The sequence below is a fragment of the Clostridioides sp. LIBA-7602 genome (genome assembly GCF_056688945.1).
The window spans coordinates 311,539-335,586 of sequence record NZ_CP196991.1; the positions used below are offsets into that span (position 1 = coordinate 311,539).

Genomic DNA, 24,048 nt, shown 5'->3' on the forward strand with positions numbered 1-24,048 from the left:
TCAAAAATAGGAGAATTGGAGAATGAATACACCAATAATGGTTAATGAAAAATCTAAGGATATAATAAAAGATTGGCAATGTACATGTGAAAATGAAGATATAAAATTTACAAGTATAATTATATTGACATACAATCAAATAGAATATACTAAATTATGTATTGAAAGTATTAGAAAATTCACGCCCAAAAATAAATATGAAATAATAATAATTGACAATAACTCTTCTGATGGGACAGTTGATTGGCTAAAGGAACAATCTGATATAAAATCTGTATATAACAACAAAAATTTAGGATTTCCAAAAGGGTGTAACCAAGGTATAGAGTTGGCTAAGGGTGAAAACATATTATTATTAAATAATGATGTAATAGTTACTCCTAATTGGCTTTATAATTTGGACAAAGCTTTATGGTCACAAGATAATATAGGAGCTGTAGGACCAATAACAAATGCATGTTCATACTATCAACAGATTGATGTTGACTATAAATCAATTGAGGATATGTTTATATTTGCACAAAAAATAAATAAATCTGACATTAACTCATGGAAATATAGAATTAAACTAGTTGGTTTCTGTATGTTAATAAAGAAATCCGTAGTAGATAATGTGGGTGTTTTAGATGAGCTATTTACACCTGGAAATTTTGAAGATGATGATTTGTCTTTTAGGATGTTGGAAGCAGGCTACAAGCTATTATTATGCCAGGACACTTTTATACACCATTTTGGAAGTGTATCTTTTAAAGAAAATAGCAATAAATATACAGATATAATGAATATTAATAGAAGAAAATTTGAAATTAAGTGGGGATTCAATTCAGAATATAGTGGAATAATAAGAAATGATTTAATTTCTAAGATAGATAATGATTTAGAGGAAAATATTAATGTTTTGGAAATAGGATGTGGTATGGGAGCAACGCTTTTAGAAATAAAAAATATATATAAAAATTCATCAGTATATGGAATAGAAATAAGTGAATCTTCAGGTAAATTAGCAAGAAATAGTGCAAATGTGCTAATAGGAAATATAGAGGAAATGCAATTAGATTATGAAAAAGAATTCTTTGATTATATAATATTAGGAGATGTTATAGAACATTTAATAGACCCATGGAAGTTAGTTAATGAGTTGAAAAAATATTTAAAGAAAGATGGTTACTTACTGTCAAGTATACCAAATATTATGCATGTATCTGTTTTGAGAAATCTTGTACAAGGGAGCTTCACATATGCTGATTCAGGAATTTTGGACAGGACTCATTTAAGATTTTTTACCCTAAGCGAGATAATAAAAATGTTTAATAGTAGTAATTACATAATAGACAATGTCAGTTCTACTAGAATTCCACTTTCAGAAGATGACAATAAATTTGTTGATACAATGTGTAAAGAAAGTAATGAAGGTTTTAGAGTGCAGTATGAATCTTATCAATATATAGTAAAAGCCACTAAATGTTTAGATACTAAGAAGTATGATAGCATTAGTATGGTTAATTTAAAATACGCCTTAATGAGAATCGATAATGAGTTAGATATAGATAATAATTTGAGTTATGTATTTGATAATTATAACATAACTTATGAGTGCTTTATTGATGATATTGAATATCTAATTGATATGTTTATAATAAACAAGAAAAATGTGTTAAATAGGTTAGGCGTGGAAGCATTCAATAGAGGCATAGGAGATTTTAGTGTTCAAATGTTTATGATGGCATTAAATATGGATAAAGATGATATTGATACGATATATAATATAACTAATGTATTTTGTGAGTTAGGAGAATTTGAAGCTGCTTATAACTTAATTATAAATAGTAGTGGCAAAGTACAGAGTGAAAATGATATACAAGAGATACTTTATTTTATTGAGGGTAAAAAATATGAATAATGAAAAGATATGTTTTATAACTTGTGTAAATAATGAAAGGCTTTATGAGGAATGTCTTTTATATATAAATAACTTAGATGTACCTCCAAATTTTAGTATAGAGACGATTGCTTTAAGAGGAGAGAGTTCTATTACATCTGCGTATAACAAAGCTATTAGAGAAATAGATTCTAAATATAAAGTATATTTACATCAAGATACTTTTATAATTAATAAGAACTTTATATATGATATTTTACATATATTTAAAAATAATATAGATATAGGAATGATTGGTGTAGCTGGAGCTAAAGATATACCTATAAGTGGGATTTGGTGGGATTCTCATAACAAAGTTGGAAAAGTTTATGATAGTCATACAAGTAAAATGGATCTTTATGAATTTAGTAATGTTGAAGAACTGATTAATGAAGTAATGGTTGTAGATGGATTAATTATGATTACTCAGTATGATTTATTCTGGAGAGAAGATAAATTCGATGGATGGCATTTTTATGATTTGTCACAGAGTATAGAATTCAAGAAAAATAACTACAAAGTTGTTGTACCAAAGCAAGATAAACCTTGGTGTATGCATGATTCAGGTGTAGCCAATACAAATAATGGATTTGAAAAATACAGATTGAAGTATATAGAGGAATATGATGAGGAGATATACTCAAATTTACCACTTGTAAGTATACTTATACCTACATATAATGAAATTAATTTTTTTTCTCAAGCATTAGAATCAGCTTTAAATCAGACTTATAAGAAGATAGAAATAGTTATAGGTGATGATAGTACCAATAGAGATGTCAAAATTTTAGTTGAAAAATATATGTCTAAGTATAAAAATATAAGATATATTGATAATAATGGTCCCTTAGGTGAAAAAGGAAAAAGAAATATGGAAAATTTATTTAAAGAAGCTAAAGGAGATTATGTAAATTATTTAATGCATGATGATTTATATATTGAGAATAAGATTGAGAAAATGATGAATTATTTCCAAAATGATAAATCTTTAACTTTAGTTACATCAAGTAGATATCTAATTGATGAAGAAAATAATATACTAGATACTTTATCGATAGCTGTGGATACAAATATGAAATTTGAGGATAGAGAGGCAATAGAACTTATACTATTGAATTTGAAAAATTTTATAGGTGAACCAACTACTGCTATATTTAAAAAAAATATAATAGATGAAGAATTAATCGATTTGGATGGTAATCAACTTACATGTCTAGCTGATGTCGGAATATGGATTAAAATATTATCAAAAGGAAGCATGGTTTACATAAAAGAACCTCTAAGTGCATTCAGATATCATGAAAAACAAAATACATATAATCAAATTATACAAAGTGGTAGTGCAGTAGACTGGTATTATGTAATCAAATACTGTTATGAAAATAAAATACTTGATAAGGAAAGGAAATACTTTGACAATATTATAAGTCTATGGTTTGATAAATATATAGATTTAATGAATGCTATATATGAGTATAAGCCATTAAGTAATGAAATAGATGAATATGAAAGAGTAAAAGGGGATATAGATAATCTTTTGAAAAATTATATGTTGAATTAAATCTAAATTTTTATATTGCAGGGGAAAATAGTTAGATGAGACATAAGTACAACATAGAGTTAGAAAGGGTAAAAATTAGACCTTTAGAAGGAAATGATATTGAATCTTTGAGAGACTTGAGAAATAAGAAACACAACAGAGTATGGTTTATAGATTCAAATAAAGTTTCAAGTAGTGATCAAAAAAAATGGTTTGAGAGTTATAAAAATAAAAAGAATGACTTTATGTTTATTGTAGAAGAGACAATAAATGAAGGGATTATCATAGGAAGTGTAGCTTTATATAATATTAATGAGGAGATACGAAGTGGAGAATTTGGACGTCTTATTATTGATGGTAATACTGCACAAAGAGGATTAGGATATGATGCGACGATGGGAGCTTGTATAATTGGATTTGAAGAATTGGGTTTAGAAAAAATTAATTTAGAGGTGTATAAAGCAAATTTAAAAGCAATAAAAATATATAAAAAAATTGGATTTATAGAAATTGAATATGAGAAAGATACTGATATTATGCACATGGAATTAAATAAAGAAAGTTTTATTATCAAAAGAAAAGAGAGGTAGTTGGTGATGGGAATACAACTTTTTAAACCATCGTTTAAGATTGATGAATGTTTAGAAGAAATTCGAGAATGTTTAGAAAAAGGCTGGACAGGGTTGGGATTTAAAACTGTTGAGTTTGAAAAGAAATGGAATGAATATACAGGACATAAAAACTCCCATTATTTAAATTCAGCTACAGCAGGTCTTCAACTCGCAATTAAAATCTTGAAACTTGAGAATAATTGGGATGATGGAGATGAAGTTATTTCAACTCCACTTACATTTGTATCCACAAATCATGCCATAATGCATGAAAAATTAATACCACGTTTTGCAGATATAGATGAATATTTGTGTATTGACCCTGTTGATGTTAAAAAGAAGATAAATAGAAAAACTAGGGCGATTGTTTTTGTAGGGTATGGTGGAAGAGTAGGTAGACTTAAAGAAATAATAAAAATATGTAAGGAATATAATTTGAAGTTAATTTTAGATGCTGCTCATATGTCAGGTACTAGAATAGAAGGTGTATTTCCAGGAACATTAGATGGGGTAGATGTAGCAGTGTATTCTTATCAAGCAGTAAAAAATTTACCAACAGCTGATAGTGGAATGATTTGTTTTAACAATGAAGATTTAGATTGTATGTGCAGGAAATTTACTTGGCTTGGAATAAATAAGGATACTTATACAAGAAGTAGTAGTGAAGGTATATATAAATGGGAATACGATGTCGAATATTTAGGATTCAAGAACCATGGAAACTCAATAATGGCAGCAATTGCTTTGGTACAACTAAAATATTTGGATTCAGACAATGAGTATAGAAGAGAATTATGTAAATATTATGATGAACTTTTTGCAAGTAATCCCGATGTAAAACCAGTACCAGCTTCCTATAGTGATGAGTGTTCTTATCACATTTATGCAATAGAAGTGGATGATAGAGATAATCTTATGTTAGCTTTAAATAAAGCAGAAATTTATCCAGGGGTACATTATAGAGACAATACGGAGTATAAAATGTACTCATATGATTATGGTAAGTGTCCAAATGCCAACAAAGTGTCCAAAAGAATAATTTCTTTACCACTTCATATGTATTTAACAAAAGAAGATATAAAGTACATAGTAGAAGAAATAAATAAATTTACAAAGAAGGGTTAAAGTTATTTATATTAATCTAAAAAGGGAGCTGAATATGGATTCTACAAAATTATGTTTTATAACATGTGTAAGTAATGAAAGAAATTATGAAGAATGTGTTTTTTATATAAATCATTTGAATATACCAAGTGGTTTTAGTATAGAAATACTTGGCTTAAGAGATGTCTTATGTCAATCAGTTGGATACAACATGGCTTTAGAAAAAACAAATGCAAAATATAAGGTGTATATTGATGAAGATACACTTATAATAAATAAGAATTTTATATTTGATATTTTAGAGCTATTTAATAAAAATAAAAGCATTGGAATGATAGGTATTGCTGGTATAAAAAAACTACCTACAAGTGGTGAATGGTGGGAATTAGAGGAAAGCAGAGTGGTAAATATTTATTCTACTTTGTTTGGAAGTATGGCTGTTTTAAATGAAAACCCTATTGAAGGTGATTATGAGATAGTAGAAGCGATAGATGGAATGATGATGGCTACTCAATATGATGTTAAATGGAGAGATGATATTTTTGATGGAGTTTACTTTTATGATACATCTCAGAGTATGGAGTTTAAAAGAAAAAAATATGAGGTGGCCATTCCAAATATGAAAAAAGCTTGGTGTATATATAATGGAGAGAAAATCGAAAGAACTGAACCTTATGAAAATTATAGAAAAAAATTTATAAAGGAATATGAAAAAGAATTATATTCAAATTTACCTCTAGTAAGTATCTTAATGCCAGCATATAATCAAACTATATTTTTTGAACAAGCACTGAAATCTGCTCTAAATCAGACCTATAAAAAAATTGAAATAATTATAGGTGATGATAGTACCACTAATGATGTAGAAAATCTAGTGAAATCCTATATGAAATATCATGATAATATAAAGTATATTAAAAATCCTAAGCCATTAGGAGGAAGCGGAATAAGAAACTCAGAAAATTTAGTGAATTTAGCAAATGGAAGTTATATAAGTTTTTTATTTCATGATGATTTATATAGTGAAACTAGAATTGAAAAAATGATGTCTTATTTAATTAATGACGAATCATTAGTGTTGGCTACTTCTAGCTTGAATTATATAAATGGGAATGGTGATGTAGTAAGAACACACTCAATCTCCCCAGAAAAAGATATTAAAATGTTAGGAGAAGATGTAATAAAAGAAACTTTAACAAAACTTGAAAATTTTATTGGTGCACCATCAATGGTTGTTTTTAAAAATATTTTACAAGATAAAGAAATACTTACTTTAGAAGGTAAGTATATACATGCATTGGGTGATGTGGTTGCATGGATAAAACTATTGCAAAGAGGAAATATGATATACCTACACGAAGTTTTAAGTTCATTTAGAACTAGTGACCAGCAAAATAGTAATAACTTATTTATAATTAGTGGGTCTGCTCCAGATTGGTATAACATAATAGAGTATTGTTATAAAAATAAACTATTTATTAAATATCAGAAACAACTTGATGAATTAAAAGCATCTTGGTATCAAAAAAACTTTTACTTAATAGAATTATTTTATAAACATATGTCAAGTGAAAACAATTTTAATGAATATAATATATTAAAATATGATATGGATAAATTGTTGGAAGAATGTAATATAGTAGTAGAAAATAAAAGCTAAATTCATTAATAAAAATAAAAAATAAAAGTTTGTATATATTATATTAAATATAGTGTTAAGAAAGAAATAAGGTGAAATTATGGATAAATGCTACTTAATAGAATGGAATCCTATTGGAAGTCATGATATAGGATATTTAGTTTCATTAGAATCATATAAAAATATACCATTTGATATCAAAAGGACATATTATACATATAATGTTCCTAATACAATCAAAAGAGGTTTACATGCTCATAAAACCCTCAAACAAGTACTAATTTGTCTAAAAGGAAAATTAAAAGTTAAGTGCAGTGATGGTGTAAAAGAAGAAACCTTTTTATTAGATAATCCTAATGAAGGTTTATTTATAGGTAAAAATATATGGCATGAGATGTCTGGTTACAAGGAAGATACTCTATTAATTGTTCTAGCATCCGATTTTTATGATGAGAGTGATTATATAAGAGATTACGATGAATTTCTAAGATATGTAAGGAGCAATATATAATGATAAAATTTTTAGATATGAAGCCAATGCATAAAAATTTAAAAACAGAGATATTATCTAATATTGAAAAGGTGTATGATTCAAATTATTTTATATTAGGAGAAATGGTACATGAATTTGAAAAAAACTTTTCAAGATATTGTGAAACTGAATTTTGTATTGGTGTAGGTAATGGATTAGATTCATTGGAATTGATTTTAAAAGCATATGATATTGGAGTTGGAGATGAAGTTATAATACCAGCCAACACATATATAGCAACTGCTCTGGCTGTAAGCAATGTCGGAGCTACTCCTATATTAGTAGAACCAGATTGCAACACTTATAATATAGATGCCAATTTGATAGAAGATAAAATAACAAATAAAACTAAGGCCATAATAGCAGTTCATTTATATGGACAACCAGCTGATATGGATTCAATAAAGGAAATAACTAGAAAATATAATTTGAAATTAATAGAAGACAATGCACAAGCTCAAGGAGCATTGTATAAAAATAAGAGAACTGGGAACTTAGGCGATGCTGCAGGTATAAGTTTTTATCCTGGTAAAAATATAGGTTCACTTGGAGATGCAGGAGCAATTACCACTAATGATAGGGATGTATCTGAAAAGATAAGAGTTTTACGAAACTATGGTTCAGAAAAGAAATATTATAATAAATATAAAGGGAAGAATTCAAGACTTGATGAGGTACAAGCTTCAGTTTTAAATATAAAATTAAAGTATTTAGATAAGTTTAACGGCTATAGAAGCGATGTAGCTAGATATTATTTAGAGGGAATAGATAACTCAAAAATAATATTACCAAAGGTTTTAGATGATACAAAGCCGTCATGGCATCAATTTGTAATAAGGACAAAGCATAGAGATAAATTAAGAGATTATCTCTATCAAAAAAATATAGAGACTATGATACACTATCCAATACCTATACATAAACAGAAGGCATATTCAGAATTTAGTAATCTAACAGGGATACTCAAGGTATCAGAACTTATATCAGAAGAAGTTTTAAGTTTGCCAATATATCCATACTTAAATAAACAGGATATAGATGTCATAATAGATGCTATAAATAAGTACTAGGTTTTTAAAGTATAAAATTAAAGTAGGTGTAATAATATGAAAATTAGAAGGCTTGATATAAGAGACATAGGTTTAATGCTCGAATGGATGAAGGATGATGACATAAATAAAAATTTTAAAATAAATTTTAATGATATGGATAAAAATAAAATAGAGGAATTTGTTTTAAATAGTTATACTAATAGAAGTATTCATATGGCAATTGTTGATGATTCAGATGAATATCTTGGAACTGTTAGTTTAAAGAATATAGACTATATTAATAGAAACGCAGAATATGCTATAGTATTAAGAAAAAAAGCTATTGGAAAGAGTGTAGCTAAGATGGGTACAGAAGAAATATTAAAAATTGCTTTTGAAAATCTTAATCTGAAAAAAGTTTATTTGAATGTTTACTCACACAATGAGAGAGCTATAAGATTTTATGAGAAAATGGGATTTATATATGAAGGAGAGTTTAGAGAGCATATATTTTTAAACAATATGTTCATGAATATAAAATGGTATTCAATTTTTAATTATTTAAGCACATAGAAAGAGTATATGATATAAAAAGTATAGGGTTATTTTTTACTAGATTAGATTTTTTGATAATAGTTATAAAATAATAATATAAAATATGATAAAAATGTTTAAAAATTTTATCATTTATTGTATACTTAAATTAAAACTAAATAGGCAAAACTAGAGAAATCTAGTGACGCAAAGCTATAGGGGCTAAAGTTTGTATATGCGAACTATGCTAGCCAGTTGCCAAAAAGAGTCCTAAGTATAATTGTATACGTAGGATTAGTCGAAGTGACTGCTTTTTTGGCGGTCATTTTATTATGGAAAAATTACTTTATTACAGTAGAAAATACATATAATAACATATTTTACCAATTATAACAAGAAATAAAGAAAAACTATCTGAAAAAGTTGCTATTTTACAAAAAAAGGCAACTTTACAAAGAAAAAATTAAATACATATTAAAATTTTTTTTTATTTTTATTGAAGTTAATTAAATTTAAATTAGATTTCTCACTAAAATGATACATTATTATATTAATGTAATAGAATTGCAATAGATTTAAATGGACAAAGAAGTCATTTTTTGTAATATAGCAACTTCATTTTTTAATCATTAAATATAGCAAATAAATATATTTTGAGGAGGGGTGAGTATGAATACATATGACATTATAAAAATGGGACTAGATGCGACCAATCTAAGAAGTCAAACAATAGCAAATAATATAGCAAATATAAATACTGAAGGCTACAAAAAACATTATGTAACTTTTGAAGAAACATTAAATGATGCCATGCCAAAAATAGAAGAAAAAATAGACAATTCCAAAGGTCTAAGGGTAGATGGCAATAATGTAGATATAGAAGAAGAAAAAGTAAAGCAAGCAATGGCAACATTGCAATATAATGCTCTAATAGGTTTTGCAAATGGCAAAATAGCAATGACTAAATCAATAATAAGTGGGAGGTAACTAGAAGATGAGTGTGTTCAGTGGAATGGAAATCTCTGCTAGTGGATTAACAGCAGAAAGTTTGAAAATGGATATCATATCATCAAATGTAGCTAATATAAATGCTACAAGAGGTCCAAATGGAGAAGCATATAGGAGAAAAGTTGTTTCATTTGAAGAAAACTATGATAATAAATTAGGTATGCTAGGAGTAAAAGTCACATCTGTTGAAGATGACAAATCACCTCTTAAAGAAGTATATGACCCATCTCACCCAGATGCAAAGCCAAATGGATATGTGGAATATCCAAACGTAAATATATTGGTTGAAATGACAGATTTAATAACAGCTTCACGAGCATATGATTCCAACATAGATACACTGAATGCTCAGAAGTCTATGATATCTAAAGCTTTGGAAATAGGAAAGTAGGGATAAATTATGCCAATTACACAAATTAACAATTTAATGCAAGGTGCAAAGTTAGATAATTTGATTGGAGAAACAAAACAATTAAATATTAATAATAAAGAAGAAAAAAAGAATTTTGAAGATGTAATAATAGATACTATAGACAAAGTCAATTTTCAACAAGTGACAGCAGATGACATGAAAGAAAAATTTATAAAAGGCGAAGATGTTTCTATGCATGAAGTTATGTTAAAAGGTCAAGAAGCACAGCTATCTATGCAATATTTAATAGAAGTTAGAAATAAGATTCATGACGCATATCAAGAAATGAATAAGGTACAAATTTAGTCTTTTGAACAGGAGTAATAATCAATGATAACCAGTTTTAAAAATAAGATTAAGGAGCAAGTTGCTAAAGCTAGGACAAAAATAGGTTCTTTAAAAAAAGGGACCAAGATAGCATTAGGTATAGGGATTGTTGCTATATGTTTAGCGCTAGTATTTACAGCAATATCTGCAAGTAAAAATAAGTATGCAGTCTTATTTTCAGAACTAGATGTTCAAGATGCTGCAGATATATCAGCAGAATTAGAGTCTAGAAAGATAGATACTAAGGTAAAAGGAAGCACAATTTATGTGCCTAGAACAGAAGTTGATAAGTTGAGGCTGGAGTTAGCTCCAAGTCTTACAGGTGGTTCTAAAGGATTTGCACTAATGGATGATAGTTCATCTATAGGGCTTACTGATGAAGAGTTTCAAATTAAGAAGCAACGAATCATACAAGGTGAAATAGAAAAAACAATCAAGAGTTTTCCGCAAGTGGAAGATACTAGAGTACATATAACATTTGGAGAGTCATCAGTGTTTGAGAAAGAAGCAGTTCCAGGAAGTGCAGCAGTTTACTTAATGTTAAAACCAGGAACAACCTTAGAAAAAAATCAAATAAAATCTGTTATGGCACTTGTATCAGGAAGTGTTACAAATATACCTGAAAAAAATGTTCAAGTTATTGATAATAAGATGAATTTATTATCAGAAGGTATCTTAGATGATGAAGAAGTTGATGAAAATAATCAACCAATAAATGGTGGTATTAGTGTTGATAAAAATAAGGCATCTGAACAAGCATTGAATAAACAATTAGAAAAGTCTATTTTGGAAATGTTAGAACCAATATTTGGGACAGGCAAAGTAAAAGCTACAGTAAATGCTGATTTAAGTTTTGATACAGCTGAAAAAACTGAAATAAAGATTGACCCTGATAAAGTTGCAATAAAAGAAACAAGGTCAAAAAATTCATCTAAATCTGCGACAAATAATGTCCAAGGTGTAGATGCTAATATGAATAATCAAGGAAATAAAAATGGCACTAACACAGAAGATAGTTTGGATGAGAGCTTTGAATATGAGACAGGTAAGATTGAAACTCATACGATAGTTGCACCAGGAGAACTTAAAAGATTGACAGCTTCTGTTGCTATAGATGGAAAAATAGCTAAAGGTGTTCAAGCTGATGTAGAAGATATTGTTAATAATGCTATAGGTATGGATGGAGCGAGGGGAGATACTCTTAGTGTTGTTTCAATGGTCTTTGACCCTAAAGGAAAAGCCGAGGCTAAACAAGAACTGGAAGAGATTAAAAAAGAAGGCTTCAAAGCTAATATAATGAAGGCAGTTATTGGAGTAGTGGCAGTTGTTGCAGTAGGTGCCATTGGATATTTAATATATAAGAAGAGAAGTGAACAAGAAGATATGGATTATGAGGATGAAGTTTATAGTGCTAATTCTGGTACTGTTGATAAAAAAGATAATCCTCTATTAGGGGATGATCCAGAATTGACATTAGAGGAAGCTGTTAAAATGTATGCAGAAGAAAAACCAGACCAAGTAACAGAAATAATAAAGACTTGGTTAAATGAGTAAGGGGGATAGAATGTGTCCACAGAAATTACAAATGTTAGTGCATTTGACTTAAGTGATATAAGTGAAAATGAAAAAGAGCAAAATGAAAAAATAGAAGGCGAAGGTTTAAAAAAAGCTGCTGTACTTTTAATGACATTAGGACCAACTGTGTCTAGTGATATAATAAAAAGCCTTCCAGATAAACAAGTTCAAAAAATAGGTTTGGAAATTGCAAATATTTCTTCGATAGCTTCAAAAGAAAGAAGAGAAATATTAAAAGAGTTTGTAGAAATAAATAAAGCAAAAGATTATGTTATAGAAGGTGGACTAGAATATGCAAGAGAATTACTAAGTAATGCTTTGGGAAATGTTAAAGCAAATAAATTACTTGAAGGCATATCAATGGATACAAGTACAAAGCCTTTTAAACATATTATAAATCTAGATGCAAAGAAGATATTAGAAATACTTAGGAATGAAAGTGCACAGACCATAGCTATTTTACTTGCACATATGGAACCACAAAATGGTGCAGAAGTTTTAGCGCATTTAGATCTTAATTTACAAAATGAGGTAGCTATGAGAATAAGTTCAATGGGCACAATATCTCCAGAAGTTATAAAAGTAATTGAAAATTCATTAGAAGATAAATTACATTCAATAAGTGGTGATGATTTTAAAGATTATGGCGGAATAGCTACCTTAGTTCAAATATTGCTTAATTCTGATAGAAAAACAGAAAAGAATATTTTGAGTACTGTTGAAGAAAAAGACCCAGCTTTAGCTGCCCAAATTAAATCTCATATATTTGTATTTGAAGATATTGTCAAATTAGATGATATGAGCATACAAAAAGTACTAAAAGAAGTAACTATGAAGGATTTAGTCTATGCTTTAAAAGGTGTGGATGATGAAATTTCAGATGCTGTATATAGAAATCAATCTTCTAGAGCAGCAGAAGCGCTTAAAGAAGAAATGGAAATGGTTGGTGTCATAAAGGTTGCACAAGTTGAAGGTGCTCAGCAAAAAATAGTAAACAGTGTAAGAAAACTTGAAAGAGAAGGTGCCATAACTATTGTAAGGAATTTTGGTGATGACTTTGTTGAATAATAAAATTATTAAAAGTAAAAAAGCATCATATAAAGGAATTCTAGATTTATCTATAATAGATAAAGCTAGAGTAGGAGAACCAAACATAAATGAAGAGAATGACTGTAGATTTAGAGATGAAGTAATAAAAGAAGCTATAGAATCTGCCGAGCTAAAAAAGAATGAGATATTAGAAGAAGCAAAAACAAGTGCACAAAATATAGAAAAACAAGCCTATGAAAAAGGATATAGCCAAGGTCAAAAAAATGGATATGAGGATGGATATAAAGAATCATATGATGAATATACCCAAAAAGCTAAAGATGAAGCAGATTTTATAAGAAATCAGGCAAATTTAATTTTATTACAAGCTAATGAGAAAATGACTGAGTACATAAAGGAAAAAAACAAAGAAATTATAAGACTTGCTATTAACATGGCTAGTTCTGCCCTAAAAAAGCATTTTGAAGATGAAGAATCTATGAGTGATTTATTAAAGCAAATTATTCAAGATTATGAAGGAAGCAGTTCATTCATAGTAAGATGTAATTCTTTATATAAAGATAATATAGAGAAAGAGTTTGAAATATTCAAAGAAGAAACATCATTAAAGTCAAGTGTATTTGTTATTGCAGATGATAGTATAGATAAAGGAAATGCTATTATACAAAAGGAAAATGGAAGAATAATAGTTGGTATTGATTGTGCTATAGAAAAACTAAAAGAAGAATTGCTTGGTGAATAAAGTATGTATAAAACTGATATATCTATAGATTTTGACAAAATAAATAAGAAAATAGAAAATTTAGAGCTTACTATATCAGAGGGTAGAGTTAAGAAGATAATAGGGCTTACTGTAGAAGTTGAAGGAATAAAAGCTTTTGTTGGAGAGCTATGTGTTATATACAATCAAGTCAACAAACCAGTTAATTGTGAAGTAGTAGGTTTTAAAGATAAAGAAGTAATATTAATGGCATTAGGAGAGCTAACATTAATAGCACCTGGTTGTAAAGTTATTTCTAAGGGGATACCTTTAAGTGTTATGTGTAGTGATAATTTACTAGGTAAAGTGCTTGATGGTCTTGGAAATCCTATAGACAACTCAGAACTTGTTTTAGGGGATAGATACAACTTGAATAATGAACCTCCTGACCCAATGAAGAGAAAAAAAATACGAAATATAATGGAAACAGGTGTAAGAGCAATAGATGCATTTACTACTTGTGGTGAAGGACAGAGAATAGGAATATTCGCAGGAAGTGGAGTAGGTAAGAGTACAACTCTAGGTATGATTGCTAGAAATGCAAAAGCAGATGTAAATGTAATTGCTCTTGTTGGCGAAAGAGGAAGAGAAGTCCTAGATTTTATTGATAAAGATTTAGGAGAAGAGGGAATGAAAAAATCTGTTGTTGTATGTGCTACATCAGATAAAGCTCCTCTGGTTAGGCTTAAAGGAGCTCTTACTGCTACTGCAATAGCTGAGTATTTTAGAGACCAGGGCAAAAAAGTAATACTTATGATGGACTCAGTAACTAGATTTGCTATGGCACAAAGAGAAGTAGGAATAGCGATAGGAGAGCCACCAGCTCAAAAAGGATACACACCATCTGTATTTGCAATTTTACCAAAACTCATGGAGAGAACAGGCACATCAGATAAAGGCTCTATTACTGCATTTTATACAGTATTAGTTGATGGAGATGATTTTAATGAGCCAATAGCAGATACGACAAGAGGAATACTTGATGGTCATATAGTTTTATCTAGAGATTTGGCAAATAAGAACCATTATCCTTCCATAGATGTCTTGAACAGTTTAAGCAGACTTATGAATGAGATTGCTTCAAAAGAAGATATAAAAATAGCATCATTTGCAAGAGATATGTTATCTGAATATAGAGAAGCAGAAGACTTGATAAATATAGGTGCATATGCTTCAGGTACCAATAAAAAAATAGATGAAGCAATCTACTACCATGAGCATATTATCAACTTTTTAAAACAAGGGATAAATGAAAAAAGTTCTTTTAACGAAACTATAAGTAGTTTGAAAAGAATATTTGAATAAATAATTTAAAAAAATATTTGAATAGGTTGTGATGAAATTGGATAAAAATTTTAAGTTTAGATTACAGAAAGTTTTAGACTTAAAAATGAAAGACGAAGAAAAGATAAAAATGGAATTTGCTAAAATTCAACAAAAAAAAATAGATATAGAGAATAACTTGGAAAACTTAGAAAATAATTATAATAAGTATTCTATAAGTAAAGACAACGATAGTATTCAGAAACAAAAGATAACTATTAATTATTTGTTAGCTTTAAATAACTCTATAATGGATTTATCAGAGGAACTAGATAAGTCTACAAACGAACTTGAAAAAGCTAGAAAACAGCTTATAGATAAACAGATAGAAAGAAAATCGTTAGAAAAACTAAAAGAGAAAAAGTATGGTCAGTATTATAGAGAAGAAAATCTAAAGGAACAAAAAACTAATGATGAGTTTGCAAGTATGAGTTATTTAAGAAATAGACAAGTTCTATAAGAATAGTAGGAAGTGAGGATATTATTGTATGAAGATACAAGCAGATTCTTATAATGTTATTAAAGATATTGGGGATAAAAAAAGCTCATCTAAGAATAAAGATGTGAAAAAAAATAAATTTGAAGACAATTTATACAAAGCAACAGACAATAAACCAGTTAAAGATAGAAAAGAAACAAATAATCAAAATGTTAGTTCAGATAAATCGGAAAATAGTGATAATGAGTGTCATTTAGATGAAGATAAGAGTAATCACTTAGAAGATGAAAGTACATATGAAAAAGATGGAAGTAAGATTAATGAAATTTTACAACAATTGTTAAATATTTTAAATAATGATGATAAAAAAGAAAAAGATATAAGCTCTATGTTAAGTAATATAGAAAAGCTAAGTATATCAGATGAATTGAAACAAGAGCTTAAGATTAATAAAAATCTGTTGAATAAGATTGCAAACCAAAACCCAGAGTTAAATAAGGATAATATGAATAAATCTGATGATGTGCAAAATTTAGATATGATGAAGTTAAGAGAGCTTTTAGACAATAATGCTAATGGGAACTTTGAAGTGATTAGTAAAACTACAGAAGAGGATACTAAAAGCATAGACTTATACAATTTTAATAGTAATAGAATGGATAATCTTAACTTAAATAAACAAAGAGATGATAGTTCTGATATTTTGGAAAAACTAGCAGGGGCTAATGGAAATAAGAGCGGAAACTTTAGCCAAGTAATAAATAAAAGTATGGATATAAACAAAACTAAAAATGACAATGTTAATTTAAAACATATAGAATCAAACGTTATGGACGATTCTATTAAAGCTATCAAACATATGAAAACAAATGATATACAAGAGCTAACCATTAAATTAAGACCAAAAGAATTGGGAGATATGAATATACAATTACTGAAAGATAGTGAGAGTATGAAAGCTGTTGTGACTGTTTTTAATAAAGATGTATTTGACTCTATAAATAAAAATATTACAGATTTAAAGCAACATCTTGAACTTACAAATGTAAACATAAAAGATGTATCTGTGCAAATGCATAGTGACAATAGAAATACATCAGATACTTTTGATAAAGCATTTGAACAGCAGAATAGACAAAATAACCAAGAAAATATGGACAAGCAGGGTACAAATAATAAGCGTAACAATATCGCTATAGAAGATGAGATTAAAGAAAATATTATTGATGATGATAGAGTAGATTTATTAGCTTAATAAGGGGGAAGTATTGTATGTACGGAGTAGCAACAGCCTTAGCAGGTACTCAAGGAAACTATAGGTCAAATAACTTAAGCCAGTTTGAAAGAAATATTAATGATATTGCGAATAAACAAGTTAGAAGTAAAGGAAATCAAACAGTGACAGATAATGGAACTCCAATTATAGGACAAGGTGATGATGCTGATAAAGATTTATTTATGAAAATACTTGTAGCACAAATGGGTAATCAAGACCCAATGAATCCACAAGACCCAACAGAGTATGTATCACAATTAGCTCAGTTTGCGACTTTAGAAAAGATGTCTGCTATGAATGATAAGTTAGATGTACTTTTAGCTTTAAGCAACTCTACTCTAATAAATTCTGCATTAAGCATGGCAACATCATTAATTGGTAAAGAAGTAGAGGTATCTGGAGAAGAGAAAGAAGATGAAAATATTGTAGGTGTAGTGAAGTCCACATACATAAAAGATGGAGAGGTACACTTAGAACTGAAAGTAGAAGGCAGTGATAAAACTGTAGATGTTAAATATGAAAAATTACTTAAAATAGGAGAAGTAAACACAAATTCAGATGAAGAAGAAAATTCTCCAGAATCAGGTGAAGAAGAAAGTTCTCCAGAAGAAGTATAATATTAAACTAGAAAAGAGGTATATTCATGATAAAAGCAATGTATTCAGGTGTAAGTGGAATGAAAGCAAATCAAACAAAGCTAGATGTAATAGGTAACAATGTAGCAAATGCAGGGACTACTGCTTTTAAGAAAAGTTCTGCTAGAATAACAGATTCATTTTATCAAACTGTATTATATGCAAGTGCTCCAACGGCTGCATTAGGGGGAACAAACTTAGGACAAGTAGGTGTAGGGAGCAAGATATCAAGTATAAATAAGGATATGATACAAGGAAATGTACAGCCAACTAATAGACCATCAGATTTAATGATAGATGGAGAGGGGTATCTTCCAGTAGTAAGGCAAGGAACAGTTATGTATACAAGAGATGGTTCTTTTAACTTAGATACAGGATTTAAAGCAGCAGCTGGAGCTTTACAAAATATCAAAGGTGGAAGACTTGTAAATGGTGATGGATATATGTTACAAGGTATGATTTATGAGGGAGAATATAAGGCAGATACAGGAGAATTTGTTAAAAAAGGTGATGCCAAAGGAAAAGAACCTATTGTAATACCTCTTCAAAGTATAAGTCCTAAAGATGGAACAGTCCAAAATGTATTAGAGTATAACATATCAAAGGATGGAACAATAGAATTTTTATTGAGTGATGGTCAAAGAACTCAGTTTGTGTATGATATTCCTGATACTGCTAAGGTAGGAGATAAACCTGCTGGAATAAATAAGTTAGAGGGAACTATTCAAAAAGTACAAACATATGCATTCCAAAATCCAGCAGGACTAGATGCAGAAGGTGGAAACTTATTTAAGCCATCAGCAAACTCAGGAGACCCACAAATAGCAGGAGCTACAGGAACAATAATACAAGGAGCAATAGAAGCTTCCAATGTAGACATAGCAGAAGAATTCACAGAAATGATAATAGCAAGTAGGTCTTTCCAAGCAAACAGCAAAATAATATCAACATCAGATGAAATACTTCAAGAGATAATAAGTCTTAAGAGATAGTAGGTACATATTATGATAAGAGTAACCGATTTAAACGGAAGAAGCTACATATTAAATTCAGACCTTATAGTAAGAATTGACTCAGTGCCAGAAAGCAGAATACTCCTTACAACAGGAGAAAAAAACCTTGTAAAAGAGTCAGTAGACGAGATAGTAGATAAAGTAGTAAAGTACAAAAGGAAAATAAATGTAGGTTATATTAGGAGCGAGAAGTAATGAAAAAAACAGATTCACTGACATTTATTGGACTAATATTATCTACAGTATTAGTTTTATTTGGAGCAGTAAAAGGTAGTAGTTCAGGGCTAAAAAGTTTCTTTGATTTTGCATCAATACTAATCACAGTATTTGGGTCGTTTGGAGCTTTAATGATTACATTTACTTTTGATGATATAAAACTTATAAAGAATGCACTACAATACTCGTTTAAGACAATGAGTGTATCAAAATTAGATTTATTAAATCAATTTAAAACACTTTCTAAAAAAGCTAGAAAAGAAGGTCTTCTATCAATAGAAAGTGATGTAATGAAAATACAAGACCCATTCATGAGAAAAGGATTAGAGTTATGTATTGATGGTCTGGAAGTAAATGAGATAAGGTCTATATTAGAACTGGAGATAGATTCTATCGAAGATACAAATAATAGGTATTCTAAGCTATTTAAAACTTGGGGTACTTTTGCGCCTGCGTTTGGGATGTTGGGGACTCTAATAGGTCTTATACAAATGCTATCAGACCTTACATCTCCAGACTTAATAGCATCTGGGATGGGAAAGGCATTAATTACAACATTCTATGGTTCTTTACTTGCTAATATCGCTTTGAATCCAATTGCATATAATATAGATGAAAAAACAGAAAAAGAAGTTTATGTGAAGGAAATGATGCTTGAAGGAATAATAAGCATACAGTCTGGTGAAAGCAGTATAGTGGTTGAAGAGCGCTTAGCAACATACCTTTCAAGAAGCGAGAGATTACAGTTTACAAAATCCAATAAAAATACAGAAAGAGCAATGAGTAATGGGGCGTAAAAAAAATAAGAAAAAGGACGATATAAATCCAGATGCATGGCTAGCTACCTATGCTGATACAATAACACTGATTCTTACATTTTTCGTATTACTGTATGCTACATCAGTTGTAGATATGGAAAAATTCAAAAACATATCAAATGCATTAAAAGGGCAGTTTTCTGGAGTAAGTATGTTTAATACAGGCTCAAGTACAAGTGATAAATCACCAATAGATAGTACTTTAGTGGATAAAAGTGATAAGTCAAATTTAGAGCAAGATTTAAAAGATAAGGTTAATAATTCTAATTTACAAAATAGTGTAACAGTTAAGGATGATAGCAGAGGGATTTTACTAGAACTTGATGATTCAATACTATTTGACTCTGGGATTTCGGAGTTAAAAGTCAATAGTAAAGCTACTCTCAATAAAGTATATGACATGATAAAAATGATGAAAAATAAGATAGTTATAGAAGGTCATACTGATAATGTACCTGTAAAATCAAGTACACATGAATCCAATTGGGATTTATCTTCTAGTAGAGCAGTAAGCGTTGTAAGATACTTTGTAGAAGAAAAGGGCATGGACCCTAAACTGTTTTCAGCAACAGGATGTGGAGAGTATCAGCCTTTGGTTTCAAATGAAACAGCAAAAGGGAGAGCTGAGAATAGAAGAGTTAATATACTTATAACTATCGACTAGGAGGAATAGATTTGTTCAAAAATAAAAAAGTTATTCTAATTATTTTGATACTAATTATTTTCTCAGCAGGAGCAGGATTTTTTTTATTAGGCGAAGGTGGAAATAAGCAAATTACTAAAATTATAAGCTCATTTATTCCAACAGGAAAAGATAAAGGAGAAATAAAAACAGAAAATCTTGATTTAGAAGAAATGGTATTGAAACTAGCTGATGAAGGTGTAAGATATCTAAAAGTATCAATAACTGTATCTTATGATTCTTCATATAAAGATATAGAAAAAAATACACCTTTAATTAGAGATAATATCATAAATTGCCTTATGGCAAAAAGAGCAGATGATTTTGCTGCTGAGAATTTAAATAACATAAAAGAAGAGATAAAAAATACACTAAATACAAACCTAGGTGGAAATGTAATTCAAAATATATATTTTACAAATATAGTAGTGCAATAAAGGATGGTAAGACATGATACTTTATTTATTAAAGATATTAATATGTATTCCAATAATTTTAATATTGATAGTCTTATCTTTAAAAATTAGCCAAGGAAGTTTATTAAAAAAATACAATGATAAATATGTAAAAATATTAGATATTGTAAGTATAAATAAAAATAATAGCATAATAATTTTGAAGATAGGTGAAGAGGGATGCATAGTTGCATCTTCTTCGTCTAGTATGGATAAGATAAAAGATTTGACCAAGGAAGAAATATCAAAAATAGAAGATGATATTAAAGAAAGAAATTTTAAAATCCAAGATTTTAAAATAGAAAGAATTAAAACAAAATATGATTTCAGTAGATATATTGGAAAATTTACAAAAAAGGAAGATAAGTAAATGGAACTATTATCAAAATTACCTTTGGCTGATGTACCATATACAAGTTCAATGCAATTGTTTTTATTTCTAACTGCATTAATGTTTTTACCATTTGTAATGTTTATGATGACAAGCTTTGTCAGAATAGTTATAAGTTTATCATTTTTAAAATCAGCATTAGGAGCACAGCAGGCAATTCCGAGTCAAGTTTTGGTAGGGCTTGCAATAGTATTGACAATATTTATAATGAGACCAGTATTAAATGAAATAAACGAAAAGGCATTACAACCATATATTAAAGAAGAAATTACTATGGAAAAAGCTATGAAGGAAGCGGAAGGGCCTATTAAAGAGTTTTTGTTGAAGCAAACTAGACAAACAGACTTAGATTTATTTGTGGAACAAGCTGGTTTAAAAGAAAAAAAATTAACTCGTGAAAACATACCATTATCTGTTGTAGTTCCAGCATTTGCTATAAGCGAATTAAAAACTGCTTTTCAAATAGGTTTTTTAATATACATACCATTTTTGATAATAGACCTTGTTGTTGCAAGTGTTCTAATGTCTATGGGGATGTTTATGTTGCCTCCAGTTATGATATCATTACCATTTAAGTTGCTATTATTTGTAATGGTGGATGGCTGGAATTTGATAGTAAAAACATTGATATTGGGATTTGGATAGGAGAAAAATAGTATGAGTGAATTTATGATAATGAGTGTTCTTAAAAATGGAATGTTTACAGGGGCTATGATTGCAGCTCCAGTACTAATTGTTTCTCTTGTAGTTGGACTTTTAATAAGTGTGTTTCAAGCTACAACTCAAATCCAGGAGCAAACATTGACTTTTGTACCAAAACTGATAGCAATTCTTTTAGTAGTAGCTATTGGTGGGAGCTGGATGTTGCATACTCTTATTAGTTTTACTTCTGAGATATTTAATATGATATCTCTTATAACTAAGTAGGTAGGGTACATATGATTTTTGTATTTATTAGAATAGTAGCCTTTTTTGGAACGTTGAGAATACTATTTCCAGCTGGTACACCTGCTTTATTCAAGTCAATTTTTGCAATCATTATATCAATACTGATTTCAAGTACTATGCAAATTGAATATGTTGCAAATATAGATAATATTATAATGTTTACGTTATATGGAATAAATGAAACTATAACAGGTATTATACTTGGATATATAACGAATCTGTGTTTTTATAGTATCAGAATGGCGGGTTCTATGATGGACCAACAGATGGGATTGTCAATGATTAATATGTTTGACCCAAACTCAATGACTCAGACAACTTTAATTGATAATCTTATGAACTGGACAGCTCTAATGATATTTTTTAGCATGGATGGACATCATATTTTAATTCGAGGTATAAGGTATAGTTTTGAGTTAATTCCAATAGGAAAATCATTTGTAGATAATAATATAGACTATATAATAAATATATTTGTACAGTGCTTTATAACTGGATTCAAAATAGCAATACCTATCGTGCTTTGTCTGCTTATGGCAGATTTTATCTTAGGACTTATATCAAGAAGTGTTCCCCAACTAAATGTAATGATAGTTGGTATGCCATTAAAAATATTGGTTGGTATAGCCTTGTTTATCATATCAATACCTTTAATCGTTAGCCAGATAAGTCATCTACTGAGTCAAATACCAAAGATGTATGAGGGAACCTTTGCTCTGGCTCCTATGTTTTTTATGGGCTCAACTGATAAGACAGAAGAAGCTACCCCAAAGAAAAAGGGTGAACAAAGAAAAAAGGGTAATATAGCAAAAAGTAGAGAATTACCCGTTGCAATGACTCTATTTGCATTCACTTTATTAGTTCCTACGTTATTTTCATATGTAGTGGATACACTTAAATCTTCACTTAATTACTTTTTAAACGTGAATTTCTATATGAATATAAATTATTCAAACTTAGAAAAATTAGTTATTGTAGGATTAATGGATTTTTTCAAAATATTTTTGCCAATAGCTATTCCATTCTTGGTTTTAGGTGTAGTAGCTAACCTATTTCAAGTAGGAATCTTGTTTACTGGTGAAACTTTGAAACCAAATTTATCAAAATTAAATCCTATTAGTGGATTCAAAAATATGTTTTCTATGAGGAGCTTATCAACTTTAATAAAAGATACAGCAATAATATCTGTATTAGCTTATATAGGATATACATTTTTTCAAGATAATTACTTAGATATATTAAAGCTAGGTAACATATATCTACCTAGTTTAATGTATACAGTTAAAGATTTAGTATATTCCATATTAAGTAAAATTTGTATAGCTATGATAGTTATAGCAGTCGCAGACTACTTTTATCAAAGATATAGCCATAAAAAACAACTGAGAATGACAAAACAAGAAGTTAAAGATGAATATAAAAACGCAGAGGGAGACCCAGAAATAAAAGCTAAGATAAAACAAAAGCAAAGGCAAATTTCATCCCAAAGGACTATGCAAGCAGTCCCAAGTGCCACTGTAATAGTAACTAATCCGACTCACTTATCTATAGCAGTAAGGTATGAAAAAGGGAAGGACCAAGCTCCAGTAGTAGTGGCAAAAGGTGCAGACTACTTAGCCTTTAAAATAAGAGAAATAGCAAAGGGAAATGACATCCCTATAATAGAGAATAAACCTATAGCTAGGTTGTTATATAAACAAGTAGAAATAGACCAAGAAATTCCAGAGGACATGTATCAAGCTTTTGCAGAAATATTAGTAGCAGTATATAAAATCAAAAATAGATACAAAGTCCCAAAAAGGTAGGATAAG

The 24,048-nt window shown here is 29.0% G+C and carries 27 protein-coding genes and 1 riboswitch; all 27 genes read left to right on the forward strand.

The genetic code is table 11. The features are described from left to right. Positions 1 to 22 precede the first annotated feature (22 nt). The 27 genes from ACTG45_RS01800 to ACTG45_RS01930 all read left to right on the forward strand — a co-directional run bounded on the left by ACTG45_RS01800 (position 23) and on the right by ACTG45_RS01930 (position 24,042). Positions 23 to 1,900 carry a glycosyltransferase gene (locus tag ACTG45_RS01800; protein WP_479917941.1) on the forward strand — a complete coding sequence of 626 codons (1,878 nt, stop codon included), beginning with the start codon at positions 23 to 25 and terminating at the stop codon, positions 1,898 to 1,900. Next, on the forward strand, positions 1,893 to 3,479 hold the full coding sequence (locus ACTG45_RS01805; RefSeq protein ID WP_479917942.1) for a glycosyltransferase: 1,587 nt from the start codon (positions 1,893 to 1,895) through the stop codon (positions 3,477 to 3,479). The genes ACTG45_RS01800 and ACTG45_RS01805 overlap by 8 nt, the downstream gene beginning before the upstream one ends. A 35-nt stretch (positions 3,480 to 3,514) precedes the next feature. Further along, the gene (locus tag ACTG45_RS01810) at positions 3,515 to 4,048 is read left to right on the forward strand and encodes a GNAT family N-acetyltransferase (protein WP_479917943.1); all 534 of its coding nucleotides are present in this window, start codon (positions 3,515 to 3,517) and stop codon (positions 4,046 to 4,048) included. A 6-nt stretch (positions 4,049 to 4,054) separates the two neighbouring features. Beyond that, the gene (locus tag ACTG45_RS01815) at positions 4,055 to 5,194 is read left to right on the forward strand and encodes a DegT/DnrJ/EryC1/StrS family aminotransferase (protein WP_479917944.1); all 1,140 of its coding nucleotides are present in this window, start codon (positions 4,055 to 4,057) and stop codon (positions 5,192 to 5,194) included. A gap of 34 nt (positions 5,195 to 5,228) precedes the next feature. Then, on the forward strand, positions 5,229 to 6,833 hold the full coding sequence (locus ACTG45_RS01820) for a glycosyltransferase (protein WP_479919679.1): 1,605 nt from the start codon (positions 5,229 to 5,231) through the stop codon (positions 6,831 to 6,833). Positions 6,834 to 6,912: 79 nt separating this feature from the next. Beyond that, positions 6,913 to 7,323, forward strand: coding sequence for a sugar 3,4-ketoisomerase (locus ACTG45_RS01825; protein ID WP_479917946.1), 411 nt, complete (start codon positions 6,913 to 6,915; stop codon positions 7,321 to 7,323). Next, the gene (locus ACTG45_RS01830; RefSeq protein ID WP_479917947.1) at positions 7,323 to 8,414 is read left to right on the forward strand and encodes a DegT/DnrJ/EryC1/StrS family aminotransferase; all 1,092 of its coding nucleotides are present in this window, start codon (positions 7,323 to 7,325) and stop codon (positions 8,412 to 8,414) included. The genes ACTG45_RS01825 and ACTG45_RS01830 overlap by 1 nt, the downstream gene beginning before the upstream one ends. A gap of 36 nt (positions 8,415 to 8,450) precedes the next feature. Continuing rightward, entirely contained in the window at positions 8,451 to 8,948 is a 498-nt protein-coding gene (locus ACTG45_RS01835) for a GNAT family N-acetyltransferase (RefSeq protein WP_479917948.1), read from the forward strand. A 133-nt stretch (positions 8,949 to 9,081) separates the two neighbouring features. Then, positions 9,082 to 9,172, forward strand: a riboswitch (cyclic di-GMP riboswitch). A gap of 406 nt (positions 9,173 to 9,578) precedes the next feature. Beyond that, positions 9,579 to 9,896, forward strand: a complete 318-nt coding sequence (flgB, locus tag ACTG45_RS01840; RefSeq protein WP_479919680.1) for a flagellar basal body rod protein FlgB — start codon at positions 9,579 to 9,581, stop codon at positions 9,894 to 9,896. 7 nt (positions 9,897 to 9,903) lie between these two features. Further along, a complete protein-coding gene (gene flgC, locus ACTG45_RS01845) occupies positions 9,904 to 10,308 on the forward strand; it encodes a flagellar basal body rod protein FlgC (protein WP_479919681.1) in 405 nt (134 codons plus the stop codon). A 9-nt stretch (positions 10,309 to 10,317) separates the two neighbouring features. After that, a complete protein-coding gene (gene fliE / locus ACTG45_RS01850; protein ID WP_021382697.1) occupies positions 10,318 to 10,635 on the forward strand; it encodes a flagellar hook-basal body complex protein FliE in 318 nt (105 codons plus the stop codon). A gap of 24 nt (positions 10,636 to 10,659) precedes the next feature. Continuing rightward, positions 10,660 to 12,210 carry a flagellar basal-body MS-ring/collar protein FliF gene (gene fliF / locus ACTG45_RS01855; protein ID WP_479919682.1) on the forward strand — a complete coding sequence of 517 codons (1,551 nt, stop codon included), beginning with the start codon at positions 10,660 to 10,662 and terminating at the stop codon, positions 12,208 to 12,210. Between the two features lie 12 nt (positions 12,211 to 12,222). Next, complete coding sequence (fliG, locus tag ACTG45_RS01860) at positions 12,223 to 13,299, forward strand: flagellar motor switch protein FliG (protein WP_479919683.1); 1,077 nt, start codon at positions 12,223 to 12,225, stop codon at positions 13,297 to 13,299. Next, a complete protein-coding gene (locus ACTG45_RS01865; protein WP_202594848.1) occupies positions 13,283 to 14,023 on the forward strand; it encodes a FliH/SctL family protein in 741 nt (246 codons plus the stop codon). Before fliG ends, ACTG45_RS01865 begins: the two co-directional genes overlap by 17 nt. 3 nt (positions 14,024 to 14,026) lie before the next feature. Beyond that, complete coding sequence (fliI, locus tag ACTG45_RS01870) at positions 14,027 to 15,346, forward strand: flagellar protein export ATPase FliI (RefSeq protein WP_021382704.1); 1,320 nt, start codon at positions 14,027 to 14,029, stop codon at positions 15,344 to 15,346. A gap of 31 nt (positions 15,347 to 15,377) precedes the next feature. Then, on the forward strand, positions 15,378 to 15,824 hold the full coding sequence (fliJ, locus tag ACTG45_RS01875) for a flagellar export protein FliJ (RefSeq protein ID WP_021382736.1): 447 nt from the start codon (positions 15,378 to 15,380) through the stop codon (positions 15,822 to 15,824). A gap of 28 nt (positions 15,825 to 15,852) precedes the next feature. Beyond that, a complete protein-coding gene (locus tag ACTG45_RS01880) occupies positions 15,853 to 17,058 on the forward strand; it encodes a flagellar hook-length control protein FliK (protein ID WP_479919684.1) in 1,206 nt (401 codons plus the stop codon). Positions 17,059 to 17,075: 17 nt separating this feature from the next. Then, the gene (locus tag ACTG45_RS01885) at positions 17,076 to 17,696 is read left to right on the forward strand and encodes a flagellar hook assembly protein FlgD (RefSeq protein ID WP_479919685.1); all 621 of its coding nucleotides are present in this window, start codon (positions 17,076 to 17,078) and stop codon (positions 17,694 to 17,696) included. A gap of 26 nt (positions 17,697 to 17,722) precedes the next feature. Then, positions 17,723 to 18,706 carry a flagellar hook-basal body protein gene (locus tag ACTG45_RS01890; RefSeq protein ID WP_479919686.1) on the forward strand — a complete coding sequence of 328 codons (984 nt, stop codon included), beginning with the start codon at positions 17,723 to 17,725 and terminating at the stop codon, positions 18,704 to 18,706. 12 nt (positions 18,707 to 18,718) lie between these two features. Further along, positions 18,719 to 18,922, forward strand: a complete 204-nt coding sequence (locus ACTG45_RS01895) for a flagellar FlbD family protein (protein ID WP_021382674.1) — start codon at positions 18,719 to 18,721, stop codon at positions 18,920 to 18,922. Next, complete coding sequence (locus ACTG45_RS01900) at positions 18,922 to 19,740, forward strand: motility protein A (RefSeq protein ID WP_479919687.1); 819 nt, start codon at positions 18,922 to 18,924, stop codon at positions 19,738 to 19,740. Before ACTG45_RS01895 ends, ACTG45_RS01900 begins: the two co-directional genes overlap by 1 nt. Beyond that, positions 19,730 to 20,425, forward strand: coding sequence for an OmpA family protein (locus ACTG45_RS01905; RefSeq protein WP_169467411.1), 696 nt, complete (start codon positions 19,730 to 19,732; stop codon positions 20,423 to 20,425). Before ACTG45_RS01900 ends, ACTG45_RS01905 begins: the two co-directional genes overlap by 11 nt. 11 nt (positions 20,426 to 20,436) lie before the next feature. Then, positions 20,437 to 20,880, forward strand: coding sequence for a flagellar basal body-associated FliL family protein (locus tag ACTG45_RS01910; protein ID WP_479919688.1), 444 nt, complete (start codon positions 20,437 to 20,439; stop codon positions 20,878 to 20,880). 13 nt (positions 20,881 to 20,893) lie between these two features. Beyond that, positions 20,894 to 21,268 carry a flagellar biosynthetic protein FliO gene (locus ACTG45_RS01915; RefSeq protein WP_479919689.1) on the forward strand — a complete coding sequence of 125 codons (375 nt, stop codon included), beginning with the start codon at positions 20,894 to 20,896 and terminating at the stop codon, positions 21,266 to 21,268. After that, positions 21,269 to 21,934: a flagellar type III secretion system pore protein FliP gene (fliP, locus tag ACTG45_RS01920; protein ID WP_021382683.1), complete on the forward strand. Its 666-nt coding sequence runs from the start codon at positions 21,269 to 21,271 to the stop codon at positions 21,932 to 21,934. A 12-nt stretch (positions 21,935 to 21,946) separates the two neighbouring features. Then, a complete protein-coding gene (gene fliQ, locus ACTG45_RS01925) occupies positions 21,947 to 22,216 on the forward strand; it encodes a flagellar biosynthesis protein FliQ (RefSeq protein WP_003435976.1) in 270 nt (89 codons plus the stop codon). A gap of 11 nt (positions 22,217 to 22,227) precedes the next feature. Next, entirely contained in the window at positions 22,228 to 24,042 is a 1,815-nt protein-coding gene (locus tag ACTG45_RS01930) for a fused FliR family export protein/FlhB family type III secretion system protein (protein WP_479919690.1), read from the forward strand. Positions 24,043 to 24,048: the final 6 nt, after the last annotated feature.

Excerpts from the sequence above, each read along its gene's own strand:
- ACTG45_RS01915 (WP_479919689.1), top strand. The coding sequence starts at position 20,894 with ATGATACTTTATTTATTAAAGATATTAATATGTATTCCAATAATTTTA.
- ACTG45_RS01820 (WP_479919679.1), top strand. The coding sequence starts at position 5,229 with ATGGATTCTACAAAATTATGTTTTATAACATGTGTAAGTAATGAAAGA.
- ACTG45_RS01830 (WP_479917947.1), top strand. The coding sequence starts at position 7,323 with ATGATAAAATTTTTAGATATGAAGCCAATGCATAAAAATTTAAAAACA.
- fliF (WP_479919682.1), top strand. The coding sequence starts at position 10,660 with ATGATAACCAGTTTTAAAAATAAGATTAAGGAGCAAGTTGCTAAAGCT.
- ACTG45_RS01815 (WP_479917944.1), top strand. The coding sequence starts at position 4,055 with ATGGGAATACAACTTTTTAAACCATCGTTTAAGATTGATGAATGTTTA.
- ACTG45_RS01805 (WP_479917942.1), top strand. The coding sequence starts at position 1,893 with ATGAATAATGAAAAGATATGTTTTATAACTTGTGTAAATAATGAAAGG.
- ACTG45_RS01885 (WP_479919685.1), top strand. The coding sequence starts at position 17,076 with ATGTACGGAGTAGCAACAGCCTTAGCAGGTACTCAAGGAAACTATAGG.
- fliI (WP_021382704.1), top strand. The coding sequence starts at position 14,027 with ATGTATAAAACTGATATATCTATAGATTTTGACAAAATAAATAAGAAA.
- ACTG45_RS01835 (WP_479917948.1), top strand. The coding sequence starts at position 8,451 with ATGAAAATTAGAAGGCTTGATATAAGAGACATAGGTTTAATGCTCGAA.
- ACTG45_RS01865 (WP_202594848.1), top strand. The coding sequence starts at position 13,283 with ATGACTTTGTTGAATAATAAAATTATTAAAAGTAAAAAAGCATCATAT.
- ACTG45_RS01900 (WP_479919687.1), top strand. The coding sequence starts at position 18,922 with ATGAAAAAAACAGATTCACTGACATTTATTGGACTAATATTATCTACA.
- fliE (WP_021382697.1), top strand. The coding sequence starts at position 10,318 with ATGCCAATTACACAAATTAACAATTTAATGCAAGGTGCAAAGTTAGAT.
- fliP (WP_021382683.1), top strand. The coding sequence starts at position 21,269 with ATGGAACTATTATCAAAATTACCTTTGGCTGATGTACCATATACAAGT.
- fliQ (WP_003435976.1), top strand. The coding sequence starts at position 21,947 with ATGAGTGAATTTATGATAATGAGTGTTCTTAAAAATGGAATGTTTACA.
- ACTG45_RS01890 (WP_479919686.1), top strand. The coding sequence starts at position 17,723 with ATGATAAAAGCAATGTATTCAGGTGTAAGTGGAATGAAAGCAAATCAA.
- flgC (WP_479919681.1), top strand. The coding sequence starts at position 9,904 with ATGAGTGTGTTCAGTGGAATGGAAATCTCTGCTAGTGGATTAACAGCA.
- ACTG45_RS01880 (WP_479919684.1), top strand. The coding sequence starts at position 15,853 with ATGAAGATACAAGCAGATTCTTATAATGTTATTAAAGATATTGGGGAT.
- ACTG45_RS01930 (WP_479919690.1), top strand. The coding sequence starts at position 22,228 with ATGATTTTTGTATTTATTAGAATAGTAGCCTTTTTTGGAACGTTGAGA.
- ACTG45_RS01800 (WP_479917941.1), top strand. The coding sequence starts at position 23 with ATGAATACACCAATAATGGTTAATGAAAAATCTAAGGATATAATAAAA.
- ACTG45_RS01810 (WP_479917943.1), top strand. The coding sequence starts at position 3,515 with ATGAGACATAAGTACAACATAGAGTTAGAAAGGGTAAAAATTAGACCT.
- fliJ (WP_021382736.1), top strand. The coding sequence starts at position 15,378 with ATGAAATTGGATAAAAATTTTAAGTTTAGATTACAGAAAGTTTTAGAC.
- ACTG45_RS01895 (WP_021382674.1), top strand. The coding sequence starts at position 18,719 with ATGATAAGAGTAACCGATTTAAACGGAAGAAGCTACATATTAAATTCA.
- ACTG45_RS01825 (WP_479917946.1), top strand. The coding sequence starts at position 6,913 with ATGGATAAATGCTACTTAATAGAATGGAATCCTATTGGAAGTCATGAT.
- flgB (WP_479919680.1), top strand. The coding sequence starts at position 9,579 with ATGAATACATATGACATTATAAAAATGGGACTAGATGCGACCAATCTA.
- ACTG45_RS01905 (WP_169467411.1), top strand. The coding sequence starts at position 19,730 with ATGGGGCGTAAAAAAAATAAGAAAAAGGACGATATAAATCCAGATGCA.